The following is an 18,221-nucleotide window of genomic DNA, read 5'->3' as shown; positions in this document are numbered from 1 at the left end:
ACGACGCCGGTAGACGCCCGTTGCGCGCGCGGATTGCAGACCCCACCCACGCGCGCGCGGTCAGTCGATCTACCCTCCACCCATCCGGGCCGCACTGACCGGACGTGAAAGCCCAGTGCACGCCGGGCGCGATCCACCGGCCGTGACAGACGGACGCAGCAACCCATCACGCATGGGCGGCTGTGAGCCGTCCACGGACCGAGGAGGAACCGATGCCCACGGCACCGACCCTCACGGAGCAGCGCGACGAACTGGTGCGGCTGCTCCAGGACCCCAACTACGACGGCGACGTAGCCGAGCTGCTCCAGCGCGCCGACCAGATCACCGCGCAGATCGAGCAGGCCAACCAGCGCGACGCCCGGCTCCGCGCGCTCAAGGCCGCGCAGCTGCCGGCCGGCGACCCGGACCCGGACACCCGCGTGCAGCCCGGCATGCAGCCGGACGACCGTGGCAACCCCGACCCGGTGTCGGCGGCCGAGGCGTTCGTCCGCTCCAAGGCGCTGGAGGCATTCCGCGCGAACGGCAAGCAGGGAAAGTTCGCGGTGGAGTACCGTGCCGCCCCCGCCGGCACTGTCACGACCGGCACGCAGCCGCAGCAGAACACCCGGGTTCCGGGGGTCATCCCGCAGACCCCGGACCTGCCGCTGCTGGTGGCGAATCTGCTGGACCGGCAGACGTCGGACGGCACCACGCTGGAGTACATGCGGGACACTTCTGGTCCCCAGTCCACGTGGAACAAGGCTGCGGTGGTGGCCGAGGGCGGGGACAAGCCCAAGTCGGGGCCGTTCTCGTTCGACCTGATCACGACCACGCTGAAGACTGTGGCTCACTGGGTGCCGATCACGAGGCAGGCTGCGGACGACAACGCCCAGCTGATGGGCTACATCAACGGGCGGCTGACGTACGGGCTGGAGTACAAGCTCGACCGGGAGATCCTCACCGGCAACGGCAGCACCGAAATGCAGGGCATCCTTACCACGCCCGGCATCGGCACGTACCAGCCGGGCAGCGGCTCGACGGACCCCAAGCTGATCACCGTGCGAAAGGCGAAGACGCAGGGCGAACTCGCGCTGTACCCGCCGACCGCCGTGGTCATGAACCCGATGGACTGGCAGGACATCGAGCTGGACGAGGACGCCAACGGCCAGTTCCGCGTGATCGCGAACGTGACCGACCCGGGCGCGCCGATGCGGCTGTGGGGTTTGGTCGTCGTCACCACCGTCGCCATGACTGCGGGGACGGCGCTCCTCGGCGGGTTCCGGACCGGCGCCACCCTGTGGGAGCGGCAGGGGATCACGATCCTCATGACCGACTCGCACGCGGACTACTTCACCGCGAACACCTTGGTGATCTTGGCCGAGCGCCGCGCGAATGTGGCCGTGCACACCCCGGCCGCGTTCGTGAAGATCACGTTCGCTGCCGCGCCGTAACCCCCAGTCAGGGCGCGGCCGACCCCGTTCCCGGCCGCGCCCACCCCACCCCTGACACCCCTCTCAGTCTGAGGAGCCATCTCATGGCCACGCGTGGCAGCAAGACCCCCGACGAGACCCCCGAGCAGCCGGCCGCCACCATCCGCACGCAGGAGTACGCCGCGGGCGAAGGATGGCAGGTCGGCCAGACCGCGCCGTCCGACGCTTTCCGCGCGCTCGACGCGGCCGGCACCGGCGAGCCCACCGGCCCGGTCGTCCACAAGCACCCCGGTGGCTACGCCCGGCAGATCGTGGCCAAGGGCGCCACGATCACCGAGGGCGTGCGTCGCGAGCTGGACGACGCCGAACAGTCCGAGACCGCCGAGGGCGAGCAGGGCTGACCCATGGCGTACTGCTCCCTCGATGCCGCGCGAGACGCGGGCTGCACCGGCACGGACGCCGAGGTAGCCGCGTGGATCGCTGCTGCCCGGGAGCGGATCGACGCGTACACCCAACAGGTATTTGAGCCAACTGACCTGGTGGTGGTGGCGGACGTCGGCGCGGATGGACTGGTCATCCTTCCGCGCCGCGTTCGCCAAATCACCGCGGTCATGCCCGTGCTCCAGGCAGACGACGGCCCGTCGATCCCGTCGTCTGCCTGGCGTGTCACCTCGTCTGACGTGCTCGGACAGGTCGACGCCGTGCACCTCGCATGGGGTGGATACGACGACTTGGTGGTAGGGGCCGAGTCGTACAACGGGGGATGGCTCGGGCTGTGGGAGCGGTGGGGTGCCGAGCAGGTCAAGGTGGTCGGCGTCTTCGGGTACGCGTCGGCGCCGCTGCTGGTGCAGCAGGCGTGCGCGCTGCTGGCCGCTCATCTCCAGGCGCAGGCTCAGCCCTCGGACGCAGACGTCGCGCAGGATCCGACGCTCACGGTGGACGACGAGGGCAACAACGTAGCCATCGAGGACACCGAGGGGGCGTCGCCGGAGACGCATGTCTCTCCGTCGGCGTCGACCGGATCGACGCAGGTCGACGCCCTGTTGGCGGGTTACCTGAACCGCGGCCCGTCGCTGATCGGGGGAGTCTGATGGTGCGTGTACGCCGCAGCGTCTCTGTGGGGATGCGGGCCGAGGCCCGGACCACGATCAACACCCGCGCGTACGAGCGCGGTCTCCGCCGGTGGTTCGGCCGCATGTCGGACGACGTCGCCCGCGCTGTGGAACGGACCCGGATCGACGTGCAGAACGAGGCGCGCCGCCGGGCCCCGGTCGATACTGGCCGGCTGCGGTCCTCGATCGTGTCGCGCGCCGAGGGTGGCGGCCGGTCCCTCGGCTACGTCATCGGTACGAACGTGAACTATGCGGCGGCCGTGGAGTACGGCACCGCCCCGCACGTCATCAAGCCTAAGTACAAGCAGGCCCTGTACTGGCCGGGCGCCGCGCACCCGGTCGCCAAGGTGAACCATCCCGGCACCGCTGCGCGGCCGTTCCTGCGGCCGGCCATCGCCATGACCGAGATCTTTTGGCGGGCGCACGCCTCGCAGATCGGGCGGCGCTGATGGCTGCGAGCACTGCGGGTGCGATCAAGGCCCGGCTGGAGTCCCTCGCGTTCGGGGTACCGGTGTTCCGTGACGGCCCGCGCGAGGGGCAGGCCGAGCCGTACATCGTCGTGCAGGAGGGCATGCCCGCGGCCGTCGACCTGCGCGCGGCCGGGGACGCGGGCGAGGACCCGCAGATCACCGAGACCCTCACAGTCGACCTCGTGCAGCTGGCCCGGGTGAAGACCGGCGCCCGCAGCACGCGAGTCACCGAGCGGTACGGGCTGGCCGAGGCCATCGCCGCCGCACTGCACGGCTGCACCCTCCCCGCGCACCCGGCCCACGTGACCGCTGTCCGCGTGCAGGACATCGACCGCATCCCCATCACCGACAACCGAGTGCGCCACTCCATCACCGTGACCGTGCGCCGCGCCCTGCTCACCCAAGAGGTGACCCCGACGTGAACCCTCCCGTCTACACCCCGCTCGCGCACGACGACGTGGTCAGCTACCTCGGCCGCTGCTGGCCGCCGGTCCCCGGTGCTCCGTGCCTGACCGTCCCGCCCGACTCGGGCCTGACCGACGGCGCCGCCACCGTCTACCCCGTCGAGGGCCGTCCCGGCACGTCGTGGTGGGTGGTCGACTCCACCGTCTACCGGCAGGACGCCGGCACCCCCGATGAGGCGCTTGCCGCGCTGCTGCCCGGCTCGGTGCTCGGCACCGTCCCCGATCCCGACCCCGCCCCGGACACTCCGCCCGAGGGATGAGCCGAACCCCGGCACCAGGAAGGACACACACGTCATGCCGCTCCAGCGCTTCACCCGCATGTACGGAATTCAGGACGCCAAGATCAGCGTTCTGACTGCCGACCCGTTCGGCGGATCCCCGACGTACAGCACCCCCATCGACGTGCCCGGCATCAAGACCTTCGAGGTCAGCGGCGACGTGGAGGTCAAGGCCCTGCGCGGCGACAACATCAAGTTGGCGTCGAACTCCACGATCACGAACATTCAGGTCAGCGTGTCGCACGCCAAGATGTCGCTGGACGTCCTCGCTGCGATCATCGGTGGCGCGGTCACCGACTCGGGCACCACACCGAGTCAGGTCACCCGGTGGGACCTCAACAGCGACGACGCGAACCTGCCGCCGTTCAAGCTGGAGGGCATCACTCCGCCGGGAGGTACGGACATCGTCGGCGGTGACGCGCACGTGATCCTCCACAAGCTCACCCTCAGCGCGTTCCCCGACCTCGGGTTCGCCGAAGAGGACTACCGCATCGCGTCCTTCACCGCGGACGCGGACCCGCTCCAGTCGTCCGGCGACTGGATCAGCGTCGTCCTGAACGAGACCCGCACCCCCATCCCCGCTTCCTGACCCCGGGTCGGGCGCGTCCTCGCTCATCGCGCCCGGCCCGGCCCCGCCCCATCCGCAGGCCGAAACCCGGCACTCACCGAGGGACACACCACCATGACCGCAGGAATGGACCTGCTCGGCGACGGCGGCACCATCCCGCTGTCCGACGGCACTGAGATCACCCTCCGCTACTCCATGAGGGCCATCGCGCTCCTCGAGCAGCGCTACGGCTCGATCAACGCCGTACAGGGCGCCATCGACACCACCGGCCACGGGGCCGCGTTCGGCCCGATCATCCAGCTTGTGGGCTCCGGGTGCCTCGGGCCCGGCGGATTCGAGCCGCACTACCGCGAGCACCAGGACGCCAAGGGCGAGCGCCGCATCACCGGTGACGTCACCTTCCGGCGCCGCACGGACGGCGCGGACCTCGCGGACCTGCTGCTGCCGTCCAAGCTGCACGACTATGTCGGCGCTTTCAACAGCGCGTTCTCGAAGGCGCTGGAGGGCCTGGGGGGAAACGACGACGCCCCGGAGGGGGCGGCGGTGGAGACGGTATCCCCTGGTCTCAGCTCTACTACCTCGCCGTCGGTGCCCTCCAGATTCCGCCCGGTGACTTCTGGGACATGACGCTCGGCCAGCTACTCGCGCTGGCCGACGAACACCAAGCCGCCCACCAGACCGGCGGCACCCGTCCCCAGTCCACCCAGTCCGGCCCCGGCCTGCTGGAGATGGCCCGCATGACCCGAGCGTGAGGAGGTGACCCGTGGCCGACGACATCGACCTGCCGAACCTCGTCAGCCGGTTGGCGGTCAACCTCGACGGCATCAGCGGCGCCATCGCGGACGCGAGCCGGCAGGGCTCCAGCATGGGCGCTGCGCTCGGCGCAGGCATCCAGCGTGAGCTACGCGACCTCACGTCGCGCCTGCCCGCAATTCAGATCGACGGCAACAGCAGCGACCTGGACCGGGACTTGGCTCGGGTGCGCCGCGAGATGGCCGAGCTGTCCAACCAGCGCATCGGCGTGGACATCTCCATCGAGGAGGCGCTGCGCCGGGTCAACGAACTCCAGCCGCACATCCAGCGCCTGTCCGACCAGCACCCGGACATCAACGTACGGGCCACGACCCGGCAAGCTGCGGCGCAGCTGGACAGTCTCCTCGCCGCCGCGCGCCGCGTGGACGGCACGGACGTGGACATCAACGTCAACGTGGACGAGGACCGCCTCGGCCGCGTTCACGGTCTGCTGGGCAGGCTTGGCGGCGCGCTTGGCAGCCTCGGCGGGCTCGGCGCGTCCCTGGGCCGTACGGCGGCCGGGCTCGGCGCGATCGTGCCGGCCGCCGCGAGCGTCGTCACCACGCTGGCGAACGTCGCCCCTGCGGCCGGTGTCGCGGTCACCGGCATGGCCGCGGTGCAGCTGGCCTCGGGCGCGGTGAAGCTGGCGGCCGTCGGTATGGACGACGCCCTGTCGGCCGCGCTCGATCCGTCCAAGGCGGAGGACTACGCCGAGGCGCTGAAGAAGCTCAGCCCGGAAGCGAGGAAGTTCGCGGCCGCCGTCCACGACGCGGCGCCCGCGCTGCATCAGCTACAGCAGGACGTGCAGGACGAGGTGTTCAAGGGGCTGGGCGATCAGCTGAAGCGCACCGGGACGAGCGTCCTGCCGGTCCTGCGGACGAACCTCAAGTCGGCGGGCGGCGCGCTCAACGAGATGGCCAAGGGCGCCCTGGAGGCCGGCAAGGATCTCGCGGACTCCGGCACGTTGGGGCGGGCGTTGGGCTCAGCGAGTAAGGGTCTGCACAACCTCGCAGGCATTCCGAAGGTGGTCGTCACGGCGCTCGGCCAGATCGGCGCCGCGGCCGGCCCCAGCTTCGAGCGGCTGACCAAGGGCGCGGACGGCCTCGCGAAGAAGATCGGTGACCGGCTGGGCAAGGCGTTCGAATCCGGCGCGATGGAAGACGCGATCGAGGACGCGATCGATCTCCTCGGCCAACTCGCGGACGTCGCCGGCAACGTGTTCTCGATCGTGGGGTCCGTGTTCTCGGCGGCGCAGACGTCCGGCGGCGGACTGATCGGCACCCTCCAACAGATCACCGGGGCCCTTGCGGAAGCGTTCGCGACACCCGAGGTGCAGGAGGGGCTACAGGCCCTGTTCGAGACCATGTCGACGCTCGCGACGACGGCGGCGCCGTTGCTCGGTGAGGCCCTCGGGCTGATCGCTCCCGTCCTCGCCGAACTCGGCCCGCCGGTGCAGGAACTGATCATCGCGCTCGGCGAGGCATTGCAGCCGATCCTTGAGCAGCTCGGCCCGGTGCTGGTGGAACTGGCCGGGGTCGTCGGACAAGTGATCATCGCTGCGCTACCGCTGCTCGATCTGATCGGCCAACTGATTGCGGCGCTGCTGCCCGCGCTGGTCCCGCTGCTGCAAGCCGTGAGCGATCTGATCGCCGCTCTCTCGCCGATCGTCGCGATTGTGGCCGAGGGGCTAACGAAGCTTCTGACGCCCGCTTTTAAGGGCCTGGCGGATTTCCTGGTTAAGGTAGTCGCTCCGGCTATTTCGGTTGTCGCTGATCTCCTGCGAGGTGATTTCGCATCGGCGAGTGAGACCTCCCGGGTCCTTATTCAGAAGATGATTGACTTTCACGTCAACGCGTTCCGGAGTCTCCCGTCGCGTATCTCCGGATATGTGGCGCAGTTCGTGTCTGTCATGATCTCAGGCATCGGTGACGCCAAGAACTGGACCGTACGCACGATTCAGGACATGATCGATCAGGCAGTCTCCACCGTGCGGAGTCTCCCGTCGCGTGCCGCTAGCGCAGTGGGCAGCATGCGCGGCGTACTGGTCAACGCTGGCGTTAGCCTGGTCCAGGGGTTCATTGACGGTATCCGCTCCGCGATTCCCAGCGTGCAGGGAGTCCTTGGCGCGCTGACCAATAGCCTTCCGAACTGGAAGGGTCCGAAGCAGAAGGACGCCAAGATCCTCACCCCGGCCGGTCGTCTGCTCATCCTCGGTTTCATCAGGGGAATCGACGGCACCACTGCTCAACTGCGGGCGAAGCTGGCCTCAATCACCAAGGCTCTACCCGCAAATGTTCGGAGCGGTATCGGGAAGACGCTCGCCCACTCCACTCGGGAACTGGAGCGGCTTGTCACCTCCCGGGACAAGGTGGTTAAGAAACTCGCCGCGGCCGAAAAGCGGCTTTCCGATCTGACCAAAGCCCGCAACAAAGCCGCTTCCGATATCCGCGCCGGGATCCTCCGTGAGGCGAACATCACCACCGGGCACTCCGATGTCAACTCGGTGAAGGCCATCACGGTTGAACTGCAGCAGTCCCTCAAAGCCACGCAGCGATTCCAGGCGAATATTTCCCGGCTGAAAAAGATGGGCCTGCGTTCGGACCTGCTCCAGCAGATCGCGGACGCGGGGGTAGAGGGTGGCGCAGCCACGGCCGAGGCGCTCGCCAAGGCGACGCCCGCAGAACTGAAGAAGATCAACGATCTTCAGGGGAAGCTGAACAAGAGCGCGACGGACACCGGCAAGACGGTGGGCGATGCCCTGTACGGAGCGGGCATCAAAGCGGCCCAGGGCCTGGTCAACGGACTGAAATCTCAGCAGAAACGCATCGAGCAGATCATGGAGTCGATCGCCGAGCGAATGCTGAAGGCGGTCAAGAAGAAGCACAAGACACACAGCCCGAGCCGCGCGTTCCACGAACTCGGCGTGATGGACATGGAAGGGCTGCGCGGCGGTGTCCTCGCCACCGCACACCGCGTCGTCGGCGCCGTCACCGATGTAGCGTCGCGCGCCCTGAACGCGGCCGGCGGTGTGGGCGCGGCCCTGTCCGCGACACCGACCGGGGGCCAACTCGCCGCGGTGTACGGCGGCCCCGGCGGCGGCGGTGACCAGACGAACCACTTCCACCTGTACGGCGGCGACGCCACGCCGGACGGGATCCTGCGCGCCCTGTCGTGGCAGGCCCTCGTGGGGAGGGGATGAGCGGTGGCACAGCAGCGCCTCGGCAACGTGCAGTGGCAGGGCCTCACGTTCGGCCCCGGCACGCCGTACGCGGTGACCGCGCTGGACGGCCTGGACGACCTGCCCGATATCCGCTCTCAGGATGTGGAGCGCCCCGGGCAGCACGGCGACTACAGCGGCCCGGACTGGACCGGGCCCCGCACGATCACGATGAAGCTGGGCATGCACACGGACAGCCCGGACGCGCTGCGGGACTTGAGCCTCGCCCTGCGCGCGGCCACACAGCCGCAGGCCCAACCGGCGCCGTTGCAGTTCCTCGATCAGGACATGCTCGTGTGGGGGAAGGTCCGCAAACGCAGCATTCCGTACGACGCCGAGTACCTGTGGTCGATCGGTGACGCCGCGATCGAGTGGTACTGCGCCGACCCGTACGTGTACGGCCTGGACGAGAAGTCGGCGAGCACGACCGCCTATAGCCCGTCGGCGGGCCGCACGTACCCGCTCACCTACCCGCGGTCGTACGGCAGCGCGGGCACGTCTGGCCGGCTCACAGCCGTCAACGACGGGGCCAGCGCAGCGTTTCCGGTGTTGCGCCTTGACGGGCCGGTGGCGCAGCCGTCGGTGGAGCAGGTCACCACCGGATCCATCCTGACCCTCGACGCCACCCTCCAGGCCGGCGAGTACCTGCTGATCGATACCCGGTCCCGGGCGGTGCTGCTGATGGGGTCCAGCCCTCGCCGGACGTGGGTGCGGGCGGGCTCGATGTGGCCGCTCCTTCAGCCCGGCATCAACGAGTTGGCCTACCGCGGGAGCGCGCTGCCGGGCGCCCCCGGACAGACGTCCCTACTGACCGTCACTTGGCGCGATACCAGCCTGTGAGAGAGGAGATCCACCGTGGCTGTGATCAACCCCCCGTCGTGGATGCAGGCCGGTAGCTACCCGGCCAGGAACGACCGGCTCGTCCTGTCCGGGCTGCTCAGCTACCCGGGATTCCTGGTGGATGAGGCGTTCCCGGTCCGCATCCGGCAGGGCGTCAAGCCCAGCTATCAGAACCAGCAGTTGAAAGTCAGGCCGGCGGCCACCCCGAACATGACCGTCATCGTGTCGGGCGGTATCTGCTACATCGACCAGCACGACACCGGGGGGCAGGGCGCATACGTCTGCGCCAACGACGCCGACGTGACACTGACCGTGCAACCAGCGGGCGGCGCCGGCCAGTACCGGAAGGACACCGTCGTCGCCTCGGTGTACGACGCCGAGTATGCGGGCTCGGCCAACGAGTGGCGGCTGGAGGTGATCCAGGGCCCGTACGCGGCGAGCGCGGGCGCGACCGTGCGCGGGACGCTGCCGCCCAACGCGCAGATCCTGGCAGACATCGCGCTCGGCCCGTCACAGACGAGCGTGTCCGCGGCGAACATCACCGACGTCCGCCAGTTCACTGTGGGCTCGGGCGGAATCGTGCCGGTGTCCTCCAGCGCCGACTTGGCCCGCCCGCACCCGGGCCAGCTGCGGTACCGGATGGACACGGACACGTGGGTGTACGGCAAGACGGACGGCACCACGGCCACGCTGCTGGACGCGTCGCTGCGGGCGCGGAAGACCGGTGATACGCCCCGGGCCAACACGACCTCGGTGGCGTCGGATCCCCATCTCGTTCTGCCGGTGGCAGCGGGCGCGATCTATGAGCTGGTGGGCGTGTTCTACATCACCTCGGCCAGCACTGTGCCGGACTTTCAGTGCGGTCTCAACGGGCCGGCGAGCAGTGACGGATTCTGGTCCCTGATCGGTAACCCGAACACAGCGACGAGTGACTCCGACGTCGCCCGACTCACGGCCACCACTATCAACGGCGGCAACCGCTCATATGGCATCCCGACTACCTCCACCGTCTACGGACTCCAGTTGGCCGGGATGCTGGAAGTAGGCGGTACAGCCGGGAACTTGACGGTGGACTGGGCGCAGGCCACCACGTCCGGGTCATCCACGGTGCTGAAGAAGTACTCGTGGATTCGCGCGGTCCGGGTGGCGTGATGACGGCCGACATGCTCGCGCTCCTCGCCACCACGCCGGGCGCCGCGCCGCAGCCGCAGCACACGTACACCTACCTGTTCTGCGACCTGCGTACGGACACGCTCCTCGCCGAGCTGCCACTCGCCGACGTGTCGTACAGCGTCGAGTTGAACTCGATTGGCACCTTGCGCGGCACTATCCCGTACACCGCCGAGACGCTGCCGCTTGACCCGGAGACCGCAAGCGCGCCGGGCCGGACCGCGGTGTACGTCGACCGTGACGGGGTGCTGGTGTGGGGCGGCATCGTGTGGACCCGCGACCGAGCAACGGGCGGCAAGCAGATCCAAGCCAGCGAGTTCCTGTCCTACTACCAGCACCGCTACGTCAAGAAGACACTGGCCACGGACACGAGCCTGCTGACCAACTCGGCGTACGTGGACGCGGGTGGGCAGCGGCTCTACTCCGACCAGAAGTTCGTCATGTGGTCGCTGCTGAAGTACGCCGCGATGCAGTCCGGCGGTGACATCGGCGTGGACCTCAACCCGCTGACTGGCACCCCGCACGGCATCACCCGCACCGCGGCCTACTTCGGATACGAGCGGCCGGAGATCTACAAGGCGATCGCTGATCTCTCCGCCTCAGACGATGGGTTCGATTTCGCAATTGAGGTGGGCTGGACCCCGGCCGCGAACAACGTGCCGCCACGCAGATTCCGGCAGGCCCGCACCTGGTTCCCGCGCCGCGGCCGGACCGTCGCCGAGAGCGGCCTGGTGTTCAGCAAGGGTGGCGGAGCCGGCTCGATCATCGACTACAGCTGGCCCGAGGACGGCACGTCCATCGTGACGGAGATGAGCGGGTTGGGCGCCGGCAGCGGGGAGGCCCGCGTCGTGAAGACGGCCCGCTCTCAGGCCATGCTCGATGCCGGGTGGCCGCTGCTGGAGGGCGTGGCCGCGTTCGACGGCATCGTTGATGAGGCCCAGGTCCAGGGCATGACGAACGCCGAACTGAACACGCGCGGCGAGCAGGGTCAGCCCAGTTTCGAGGTGGCCGCGGACGTGGATCCGGCGTTCGGCTCGTACTCGGTCGGTGATGAGGCGCTCTTCACGATCGAGCCCGAGCCGCAGTCGCCGACCGGCCGCGAGGCAGTGCTGCGGATCGTGGCCATTGAGAACACGGCGTCGGACGGGCCCGAGCGCGTCCGACTCACGTGCGTGGGGGTGTGACGTGCCCAAGGTCCAGCGCTCACCGAACCTGCTGCGGGACATCGCCGAGTTGCGCGATGCCGTGGCCGCGATGCAGCGCGCGGGACGGGAGCAGGCCGAACTGCCGTTCTTCCCGACCAGCCTGCACGGACTCGTGTACGAGGACAACACCACGTTCACCACCGTGTGGGAGACCGTGCTCAGCCCGCGCACGGCCACGCTGTCCCTCGGCCTTGTTCTCCTCGGCGATGTGGTCGGCACGACGAACACGGGCGGCGCCTGGCAGGTGGTGTTCAACGACTCGACGGTGGTCGCGAGCGGCAGCGTCCCGCCCACCTTCAGCTTCACATTCCCCGCTCTCACTCTCGACCTCACCCCGTACCTGACCGCCGCGCAGCTGAAGACGCAGGTGCAGGTGCAGCGCACCTCGGGCGCCACGACGGGCGGGAAGTACGGCGCCGGTGGCGCTATCGGCTGCTCGCCCCGTTACGCCCGGCTCATCTGAAAGGACAACCCCATGGCCCCGCCCCTCACCCACGATCAGTGGCTGACCATCCTCCGCGCCGAGGGCGTCACCGTCGCCGAGTACCCGGGTTGGCGTACCCGGCAGCGGGACGACGAGACCGGCAAGCCTTTCGGCCCGGTGCACATGTTCGTCAACCATCACACCGGCGGCCGGGACGCCCGGGACGTGGTGGCGCGGGACGGTGTCCCGGGCCTTCCCGCGCCGCTCGCTCACGTCTACCTCGCCCGGTCCGGGGTGGCGACGATGTGCAGCGCGGGCCGCGCGAACCACGCGGGCCTGATGGCGGTCAACGCCTACAACTCGTTCCTGAACGAGGAGTCGAGTCATCCGGCGCCGAGCGCAGCGTCCGGCACGGTCGACGGGAACGATGTCGCCTACGGCATTGAGACCGAGAACCGCGGGGATGGGACGGACGTGTACCCGCGCGAGCAGTACGACGCGTGGGTGCGGATCAATGCGGCTGTGTGCCGTCATCACGGCTGGTCCGCGGCCTCGGTGGGCTGTCACAAGGAGACGTCCATCGAGGGGAAGATCGACCCGCGCGGCCCGGTGGAGGGCTACGGCGATAGGGGCCGGTTCGAGTTCACGCCAGCGCAGTTCCGCGCGGACGTCGCCGAGCGGCTGACACACCCCGCGTCCTGGAGCCCCGGCTCCACCACCTCACCGCCGAAGCAGGAGGAAACCGGTATGGATCTCAACGACAGGGTGCTGCTGGGGGATTGGGTCCCCAAGGCGTGGCCGGATGACAAGGGTCTGGCGGACAAGCAGATCACCATCAACACGGCGCTCGGCGGCGGCTACGCCTACGCCCGCCGCGCCGCCGAGACCACTGGCGCGCTGCTCACCGAGGTCAGGGCGCTGCGAGCCGAGGTCGCGCAACTGCGTGCGGCCATGACGAAGGGAACCTGATCATGCGCATCTCCAGCATCGCCAAGGCGATCGTTGCGGGGCTGTCCGCTGGTGCCGCCACCGCGGTGGCGGCCGTGCAGGACAACGTGGTGACCACGGGGGAGGGCGTCACCATCGCGCTCGCCGTGCTCGGCGCGTGGGGCATCACCTACGCCGTACCCAACCGGCCGGGGCCGGGGGCGGGGGTCTGATGCGCGCGGCGGCCCGGCGGCTCCGAAAGAGGCTGGGTCGCCGCGGTGCCGTGCTCGCTCTGCTCGGCACCGGCAAGGTGTGTTACGGGGCGGGCTACCTGCTGACACCGCAACCCGAGGTGAGGGGCCTGGAGCTACTCACCACCCATGGGGACATCCGCTGTTGGGCCATGGTGTGGGTGGTCTGCGGTGCCATCACGGCCAGTTCGGGTCTGATGCGGATCGGCCGGGACCGGTGGGGTTTCATCGCCGCTCTGGTCCCGCCGTTCGTGTGGGGCGGCGCATTCCTGTGGGCGTCTGTTATGGGGGATTTTCCACGCGGCTTGGCAATCTTCGGATGGTATGGCTGTAGCCACATCGGGCTCATTCTGTGGGCTGCGAGCGTGCCGGAGTACGCCGTGCCGCACTACACACCCCGGGAGAAACCGTGACCGGAGGATGGGGCGTGGCAGCCGGGATCATCGGCTCGCTACTCGGTGCCATCGCCCTGCTCGGCTCGGGCCTGTTCGCAGCCCGCGCCACCCGCGCCGCTGCGGCGACCACCGCCGAGGCACAGCGCGCCGCGGCCGATGCGGCGGCCGAGCCGCAGCAGCGTGCCGCAGACCTCGCCGCGTTCAAGGAAATCAGGGTGGGGCTGGAGCGGCGAATCGAGCAGCAGGACCGGCGCATCGACAGCTTGACCTCGTTGGTGCGCGCGTTCAGCTGGTACGTGTCCGAGCTGACGGGGCAGATGCGGCAGAACCGGATCGAGCCCCCGGCACCGCCCACGCGTGTGGACGAGTACAACCGAACTGGAGTGTGACCCCCCATGCCGTTCCCTGCCGGGGTGCAGACCGTCACCCTCACCGGACACCAGACCCTCGCCGACGGAGCCGGCCGCCCGCTGCCGGTACGGATTCGGCCGGTGCCGCATCGCGTCGTCGGTGAGGAGTGGGGCGTCGTCGTCGGTGATGACCCGGTCGTCGTCCGGCCCGACAACGCTGGTCAGTGGACTGTCACCCTTGTGGCGACGGACGCCGCCGGTTTCACGCCGACGGGGTGGACGTACCGCGTCGAGACGGGTGGCGACGCCGTCCATGTCTCACTCCCGTATGCGCTTGGCAGTGTCGACATTTCCGAGCTGACTCCGGCCGGTGCGGACGAGGGCGAGTACGTCCTCGTGCAGGGGCCGCCCGGGCCGCAGGGCGAGCCGGGACCGGCCGGGCCGCAGGGTGCGCCGGGCGCGCCGGGGCCCGCCGGCCCGAAGGGTGACCCCGGGAACCCGGGTGTGGCAGGGCCGGCCGGCGAGCAGGGGCCGGCGGGTGCGACGGGTGCAACCGGTCCGGCCGGCCCGAAGGGAGACACCGGAGCGACCGGAGCGACCGGCCCGCAGGGTGACGTCGGACCGCAGGGACCCAAGGGCGACACGGGCGCGACTGGTCCACAGCCGCCGCTCGGCGCGGCCGGTGCAGGTGCGACGATCGCCCTGCGCAGCGATGACCCCAGCACCACGAACGCGCGCACACCGACCGCGCACGCGGCGAGCCACGCCGCGGGCGGCGGGGACCCGGTCACCCCGGCGGCGATTGGCGCGCTTACACAGGCGCTCGCCGATCTGCGGTACCTGCTGCTGACCGGCGGCACCCTGTCGGGGACCGTGACAAACAATGTGGGCGCGGCCAGCACGCCAGCGTTCGCGGGCGGCGTAAGCGGCGACGCGTTCGATCGCTGGCGGATTCTCGCCAACGGCACGATCGAGGCTGGCCCGGGCAGCGCCGGGCGGGACGTGAACCTCCGCCGGTCCGCGGCCGACCAGTGGACGACTGACGACGCCCTTATCGTCAGCCTCATGTTCCGGCACCTCGGCACCACGCTCGGGTTCTACGGCGCGGCGGCCGTGGCTAAGCCGACCGTCACCGGGTCCCGCGGGGGCAACGCGGCGCTCGGCTCGCTGATCAGCGCACTGGCCACGCTCGGCCTGATCACCGACAGCACGACCGCGTAAGGCATCCCGCACAGCCGATCCCGCCAGGTGTCCACCGCAGTACGGTGGACACCTACATACCTTCTGGCGGGGGTACTGATGAACACCACGATCGGCGACCGCATCCGCAGCCTGCGTGAATTCCGCGACCTCACCCAAGAGCAGCTCGCCGCCCGGGCCGGCGTCCACGTCGACACCATCCGAAAGCTCGAACAGGGGCAGCGGCAGTCCGCTCGTATCACCACCCTGCGAGCGCTCGCCCGCGCCCTCGATGTGCAGCTGGAGCGTCTGGTAGGACAGCCCACCATGACCCAGCAACTCACCGATGACGGCGGGCTCCTCGCGCTCCGCGACGCAATCCAGGATCTCGGCGCCCTGCCCGGCGTCCCGGTCGATGATGACCTGGAGGACGTGCCGAGCGAACACGCGTGGGTCAGCAGCGTGAAGGTGGCCACAACACGGTATTGGCGTGGCGAGTATTCGGAGCTGTCAGGGATTCTGCCGCTCCTCCTCCGCGACGGCCGAGCGGTCGCCCGCGAGACCCCGACCGAGCGCGTGTGGCAGCAGCTCGCCCTCGCCTACCAGCTGGCCGCATGCCTCGCGACGCAGGCCGGCCACCCGGACTGGGCGTACACCGCGGTGGAGAAGCAGCTCGCCGCGGCGGCGCGCGCGAGTGATCCGCTCATGGAGGGCATGGGCGTGTCCACCTTGTCGTGGGTGCTGCTGCGGCAGGGGCGATGGGAGCAGGCGCAGGACATCGCGGTGCGGAAGGCCGAGGCCCTCGAGCCCAGTTTCCTGCGTGGAAGCCCGGCGCAGTTCGCGGTGTACGGGAATTTGCTGGTGGCCGCGGCGACGCCGGCCGCGCGCCGCGATGACCACGACCGGGCCATAGAGCTGCTGTCCGGGGCCGAGGCTGCCGCGGTCCGCTCGGGCCCCGTGAGAGCCTACGGCACGGCGTTCAGCGTGGTCGACGTGCGCACTCAGAAGGTGAACATCGCGTTGGCCGGGACGGACAACCGGCCAGAGGTGGCGCTCGAGTTCGCCGACGACGTTCGGGTGAGCGAGATCTCCAGGCCGGTGCACTCAGCGTCGTATCGCGTCGATGTGGCGCAGGCGCAGTACCAGACTGGTGACAGCGAGGCCGCGCTCGCCACCCTGCTTGAGGTGGAGCGGGATCAGCCGGAGTGGATTCGGCTTCAGGCTCTGGCCTCGGCGACGGTGCGGGAGATGCTGGAGGCCGAGCGCCGCCGCAACACCCCGCTGCGCAGCCTGGCCGCGCGGCTGGGAGTCGACCCCGCGCTGTGAGAGGGGTAGGGCAACGCGTCCTAGTCCGGCGAGAATTGACGGGGCGACTGGTGCACTACGTCGCTGGGCTGTGATCGCACACGCACTTAGCGTGAGGTCACATGAAGCGGCGCCGCCCAACCCCCGCCAGGCAGCGGGCGGCGCCGCACCGCCCACTGCCCGAGGAGCCGGCCGTGTCGACCGCCGTTATGGACCTGCTGTCCCTGCCCGCCCTGGACGGCCTGAACGCCGAGCAGCGCCGAGGCGCGGCCTGCGTCTGGGACGGACGCCACACCCCGCTCACGGCGACCACGGCGATCGACCTCGGCGAGCACCAGGACCGTAGCGGTACCACCTGCTTCCTCCGGGCGTGTAAGCGGTGCGCTGAGTGGCGAGCGCTCAGCGCGCTGCACCAGCACACCAGTTCCTGCGAGCCGTGCATCATCGACCACACGCAGTGCCCGACGGGCCTCGCACTGGTGCGCCTCGTGCGGGACACCCGCCGATGATCTGTGCCCGCTGTGATGAGCCGATCCGTCGCGGTGAGCCGTACCGCCCTGTCGACCATCACGGCGCCTCGGGCCCGGGCATGACGGTGCATGTACACCAGCAGCCCTGCCAGCCGTTCCCGCAGCAGACCTACCCCACACGCCCCCGCGGCGCATGACATCAGACTCCGGCGTCCGCAAGACGCCGGACGGCCGCCCGGGGCAGCTGGGTGGGCGGCCACAGGGTCCGCCGTCGAGGTACCCCCGAACCGGCGGCGGGCCCGCACCAGCACAGTGAGCGCCCGGACCAGCATCCCGCAAAGACCCGGTCCGGGCGCGTGTCCTCAACCGCCAGAAGCGAAGGAGAACATCGTGACCATACCTCCCGGACCCACGCCCGACCCCGGCCCCGCGGACCCGAAGCCGCCGACAGTGTTCGCGCGGATGCTCATCACCGACGAGCGGTTCGAGAGCTGCCGCAAGACGGTGCTCGACGGCAACCCGAACATGGACAGCGAGATGGCCGGCCGGATCGTGGAGGAGGGCCTGAAGTTCGTGGCCGCCTGCTCGGCCAACCCGGGCGTCGGTCTGGCGCCGTCGCGGATCGTGGACGAGGGCTGGCACGCGCTGATCCTGCACACGGCGATGTACGCCGAGTTGTGCGAGCGGCTCGGCGGCGCCTTCGTGCACCACTACCCCGGCTGGGACCCGACGCACTACGACCCCGAGATCCTGGACCGGACCCGCGAGAAGATCGCCGCGCTCGGCTGGACCGCGGACTCGGAACTGTGGGGGCCGCCGTCGGACGAGACCCTCGTCTCGGTCGCGGCGAACTGCCAGCACGCGCCCGAGTGCACGATCCGGCCCATGCCGAAGCCGGAAACTCCTCAGACTCCGTAGTCTGGCTACGGAGGTGACCATGTCCGAGGAGTGGATCGACCCGAGATACGCGGACCTGGTGGCGGCGTGGCGACGCGCGCAGCAGCCGGACTCGCGTGACCCGGAGCCGCAGCCGCGGCGGATGTTCCTCATCCCGTCGCAGAGCTGACGACTCTTCACGGGCCCCGGTCGGCGCGAGCCGGCCGGGGCCTACTCTGCGCCGTCGTCGTGAAAGAAGTCCTCTGGTCGCACGCTCAAGGCGTCGGCTAACAGCAGCAGATCCTCGAGGTCCGGGCAGCGGTACGCGTATTCCCACCGGTGCACTGTGCGGTGGTCCCGGCCGATGCGCTCGGCCAGTTGCATTTGCGTGAGTTGGGCGCGTAGGCGTGCGGTGCGGATGCGTGCCCCGATCTCCCGGCGGCGGATCAGTACCCAGTCGGGCATGGGGTCGAGTGGCACCCGCCAACGTTGTATTGATCACGATCGGTTGTCTTTGCC

24 protein-coding genes are annotated in these 18,221 nt (G+C 69.7%); 23 read left to right on the top strand and 1 reads right to left on the bottom strand.

The window, feature by feature from the left end; genetic code table 11:
• Positions 1-212 precede the first annotated feature (212 nt).
• From JK361_RS22585 to JK361_RS42085, 23 genes are all read left to right on the top strand, one after another.
• Positions 213-1,430, top strand: coding sequence for a phage major capsid protein (locus JK361_RS22585; protein ID WP_201821119.1), 1,218 nt, complete (start codon positions 213-215; stop codon positions 1,428-1,430).
• A gap of 83 nt (positions 1,431-1,513) precedes the next feature.
• On the top strand, positions 1,514-1,810 hold the full coding sequence (locus JK361_RS22580; protein WP_201821118.1) for a hypothetical protein: 297 nt from the start codon (positions 1,514-1,516) through the stop codon (positions 1,808-1,810).
• A gap of 3 nt (positions 1,811-1,813) precedes the next feature.
• Positions 1,814-2,500, top strand: coding sequence for a hypothetical protein (locus JK361_RS22575; RefSeq protein ID WP_201821117.1), 687 nt, complete (start codon positions 1,814-1,816; stop codon positions 2,498-2,500).
• Entirely contained in the window at positions 2,500-2,970 is a 471-nt protein-coding gene (locus JK361_RS22570) for an HK97 gp10 family phage protein (RefSeq protein ID WP_236053381.1), read from the top strand. Before JK361_RS22575 ends, JK361_RS22570 begins: the two co-directional genes overlap by 1 nt.
• The gene (locus JK361_RS22565; RefSeq protein WP_201821116.1) at positions 2,970-3,413 is read left to right on the top strand and encodes a hypothetical protein; all 444 of its coding nucleotides are present in this window, start codon (positions 2,970-2,972) and stop codon (positions 3,411-3,413) included. The genes JK361_RS22570 and JK361_RS22565 overlap by 1 nt, the downstream gene beginning before the upstream one ends.
• Positions 3,410-3,715 carry a hypothetical protein gene (locus JK361_RS22560; RefSeq protein ID WP_201821115.1) on the top strand — a complete coding sequence of 102 codons (306 nt, stop codon included), beginning with the start codon at positions 3,410-3,412 and terminating at the stop codon, positions 3,713-3,715. Before JK361_RS22565 ends, JK361_RS22560 begins: the two co-directional genes overlap by 4 nt.
• Before the next feature lie 34 nt (positions 3,716-3,749).
• A complete protein-coding gene (locus JK361_RS22555) occupies positions 3,750-4,322 on the top strand; it encodes a major tail protein (RefSeq protein WP_201821114.1) in 573 nt (190 codons plus the stop codon).
• Between the two features lie 93 nt (positions 4,323-4,415).
• On the top strand, positions 4,416-4,928 hold the full coding sequence (locus tag JK361_RS22550; RefSeq protein WP_201821113.1) for a hypothetical protein: 513 nt from the start codon (positions 4,416-4,418) through the stop codon (positions 4,926-4,928).
• The gene (locus JK361_RS42095) at positions 4,856-5,053 is read left to right on the top strand and encodes a phage tail assembly chaperone (RefSeq protein WP_201821359.1); all 198 of its coding nucleotides are present in this window, start codon (positions 4,856-4,858) and stop codon (positions 5,051-5,053) included. The genes JK361_RS22550 and JK361_RS42095 overlap by 73 nt, the downstream gene beginning before the upstream one ends.
• An 11-nt stretch (positions 5,054-5,064) precedes the next feature.
• Positions 5,065-8,292, top strand: a complete 3,228-nt coding sequence (locus JK361_RS22540; protein ID WP_201821111.1) for a phage tail protein — start codon at positions 5,065-5,067, stop codon at positions 8,290-8,292.
• Positions 8,293-8,295: 3 nt separating this feature from the next.
• Positions 8,296-9,150 (top strand): phage distal tail protein, encoded by an 855-nt coding sequence (locus tag JK361_RS22535; RefSeq protein WP_201821109.1) that lies wholly within the window; start codon positions 8,296-8,298, stop codon positions 9,148-9,150.
• A gap of 117 nt (positions 9,151-9,267) precedes the next feature.
• The gene (locus JK361_RS22530) at positions 9,268-10,302 is read left to right on the top strand and encodes a hypothetical protein (RefSeq protein ID WP_201821107.1); all 1,035 of its coding nucleotides are present in this window, start codon (positions 9,268-9,270) and stop codon (positions 10,300-10,302) included.
• Positions 10,302-11,504: a hypothetical protein gene (locus JK361_RS22525; RefSeq protein ID WP_201821105.1), complete on the top strand. Its 1,203-nt coding sequence runs from the start codon at positions 10,302-10,304 to the stop codon at positions 11,502-11,504. The genes JK361_RS22530 and JK361_RS22525 overlap by 1 nt, the downstream gene beginning before the upstream one ends.
• Before the next feature lies 1 nt (position 11,505).
• Complete coding sequence (locus JK361_RS22520) at positions 11,506-11,988, top strand: hypothetical protein (protein ID WP_201821103.1); 483 nt, start codon at positions 11,506-11,508, stop codon at positions 11,986-11,988.
• 12 nt (positions 11,989-12,000) lie between these two features.
• Entirely contained in the window at positions 12,001-12,918 is a 918-nt protein-coding gene (locus tag JK361_RS22515; protein WP_201821101.1) for a peptidoglycan recognition protein family protein, read from the top strand.
• A 2-nt stretch (positions 12,919-12,920) separates the two neighbouring features.
• Positions 12,921-13,109, top strand: a complete 189-nt coding sequence (locus JK361_RS22510) for a hypothetical protein (RefSeq protein ID WP_201821099.1) — start codon at positions 12,921-12,923, stop codon at positions 13,107-13,109.
• A gap of 50 nt (positions 13,110-13,159) precedes the next feature.
• Positions 13,160-13,540 (top strand): hypothetical protein, encoded by a 381-nt coding sequence (locus tag JK361_RS22505; RefSeq protein WP_307787304.1) that lies wholly within the window; start codon positions 13,160-13,162, stop codon positions 13,538-13,540.
• 14 nt (positions 13,541-13,554) lie between these two features.
• Positions 13,555-13,911: a hypothetical protein gene (locus tag JK361_RS22500; protein WP_307787303.1), complete on the top strand. Its 357-nt coding sequence runs from the start codon at positions 13,555-13,557 to the stop codon at positions 13,909-13,911.
• A 102-nt stretch (positions 13,912-14,013) separates the two neighbouring features.
• Positions 14,014-15,093, top strand: a complete 1,080-nt coding sequence (locus tag JK361_RS42090) for a collagen-like protein (protein WP_268983155.1) — start codon at positions 14,014-14,016, stop codon at positions 15,091-15,093.
• 78 nt (positions 15,094-15,171) lie between these two features.
• Positions 15,172-16,377, top strand: coding sequence for a helix-turn-helix domain-containing protein (locus tag JK361_RS22490; RefSeq protein WP_201821094.1), 1,206 nt, complete (start codon positions 15,172-15,174; stop codon positions 16,375-16,377).
• A gap of 173 nt (positions 16,378-16,550) precedes the next feature.
• Complete coding sequence (locus tag JK361_RS22485) at positions 16,551-16,865, top strand: hypothetical protein (RefSeq protein WP_307787302.1); 315 nt, start codon at positions 16,551-16,553, stop codon at positions 16,863-16,865.
• Positions 16,866-17,288: 423 nt separating this feature from the next.
• The gene (locus JK361_RS22480; protein WP_201821355.1) at positions 17,289-17,744 is read left to right on the top strand and encodes a glycine-rich domain-containing protein; all 456 of its coding nucleotides are present in this window, start codon (positions 17,289-17,291) and stop codon (positions 17,742-17,744) included.
• Positions 17,745-17,763: 19 nt separating this feature from the next.
• Positions 17,764-17,892 carry a hypothetical protein gene (locus JK361_RS42085; protein ID WP_268983154.1) on the top strand — a complete coding sequence of 43 codons (129 nt, stop codon included), beginning with the start codon at positions 17,764-17,766 and terminating at the stop codon, positions 17,890-17,892.
• Between the two features lie 41 nt (positions 17,893-17,933).
• Here the strand turns inward: JK361_RS42085 and JK361_RS22475 are convergent, their stop codons facing one another.
• Positions 17,934-18,167, bottom strand: coding sequence for a helix-turn-helix domain-containing protein (locus JK361_RS22475; protein WP_236053380.1), 234 nt, complete (start codon positions 18,165-18,167; stop codon positions 17,934-17,936).
• Positions 18,168-18,221: the final 54 nt, after the last annotated feature.

The sequence above is a fragment of the Streptomyces musisoli genome (assembly GCF_016741855.1).
GTDB lineage: Bacteria > Actinomycetota > Actinomycetes > Streptomycetales > Streptomycetaceae > Streptomyces > Streptomyces musisoli.
Note: the sequence above shows the minus strand (reverse complement) of the source record. Positions and strands in the feature narration are given on the sequence as shown.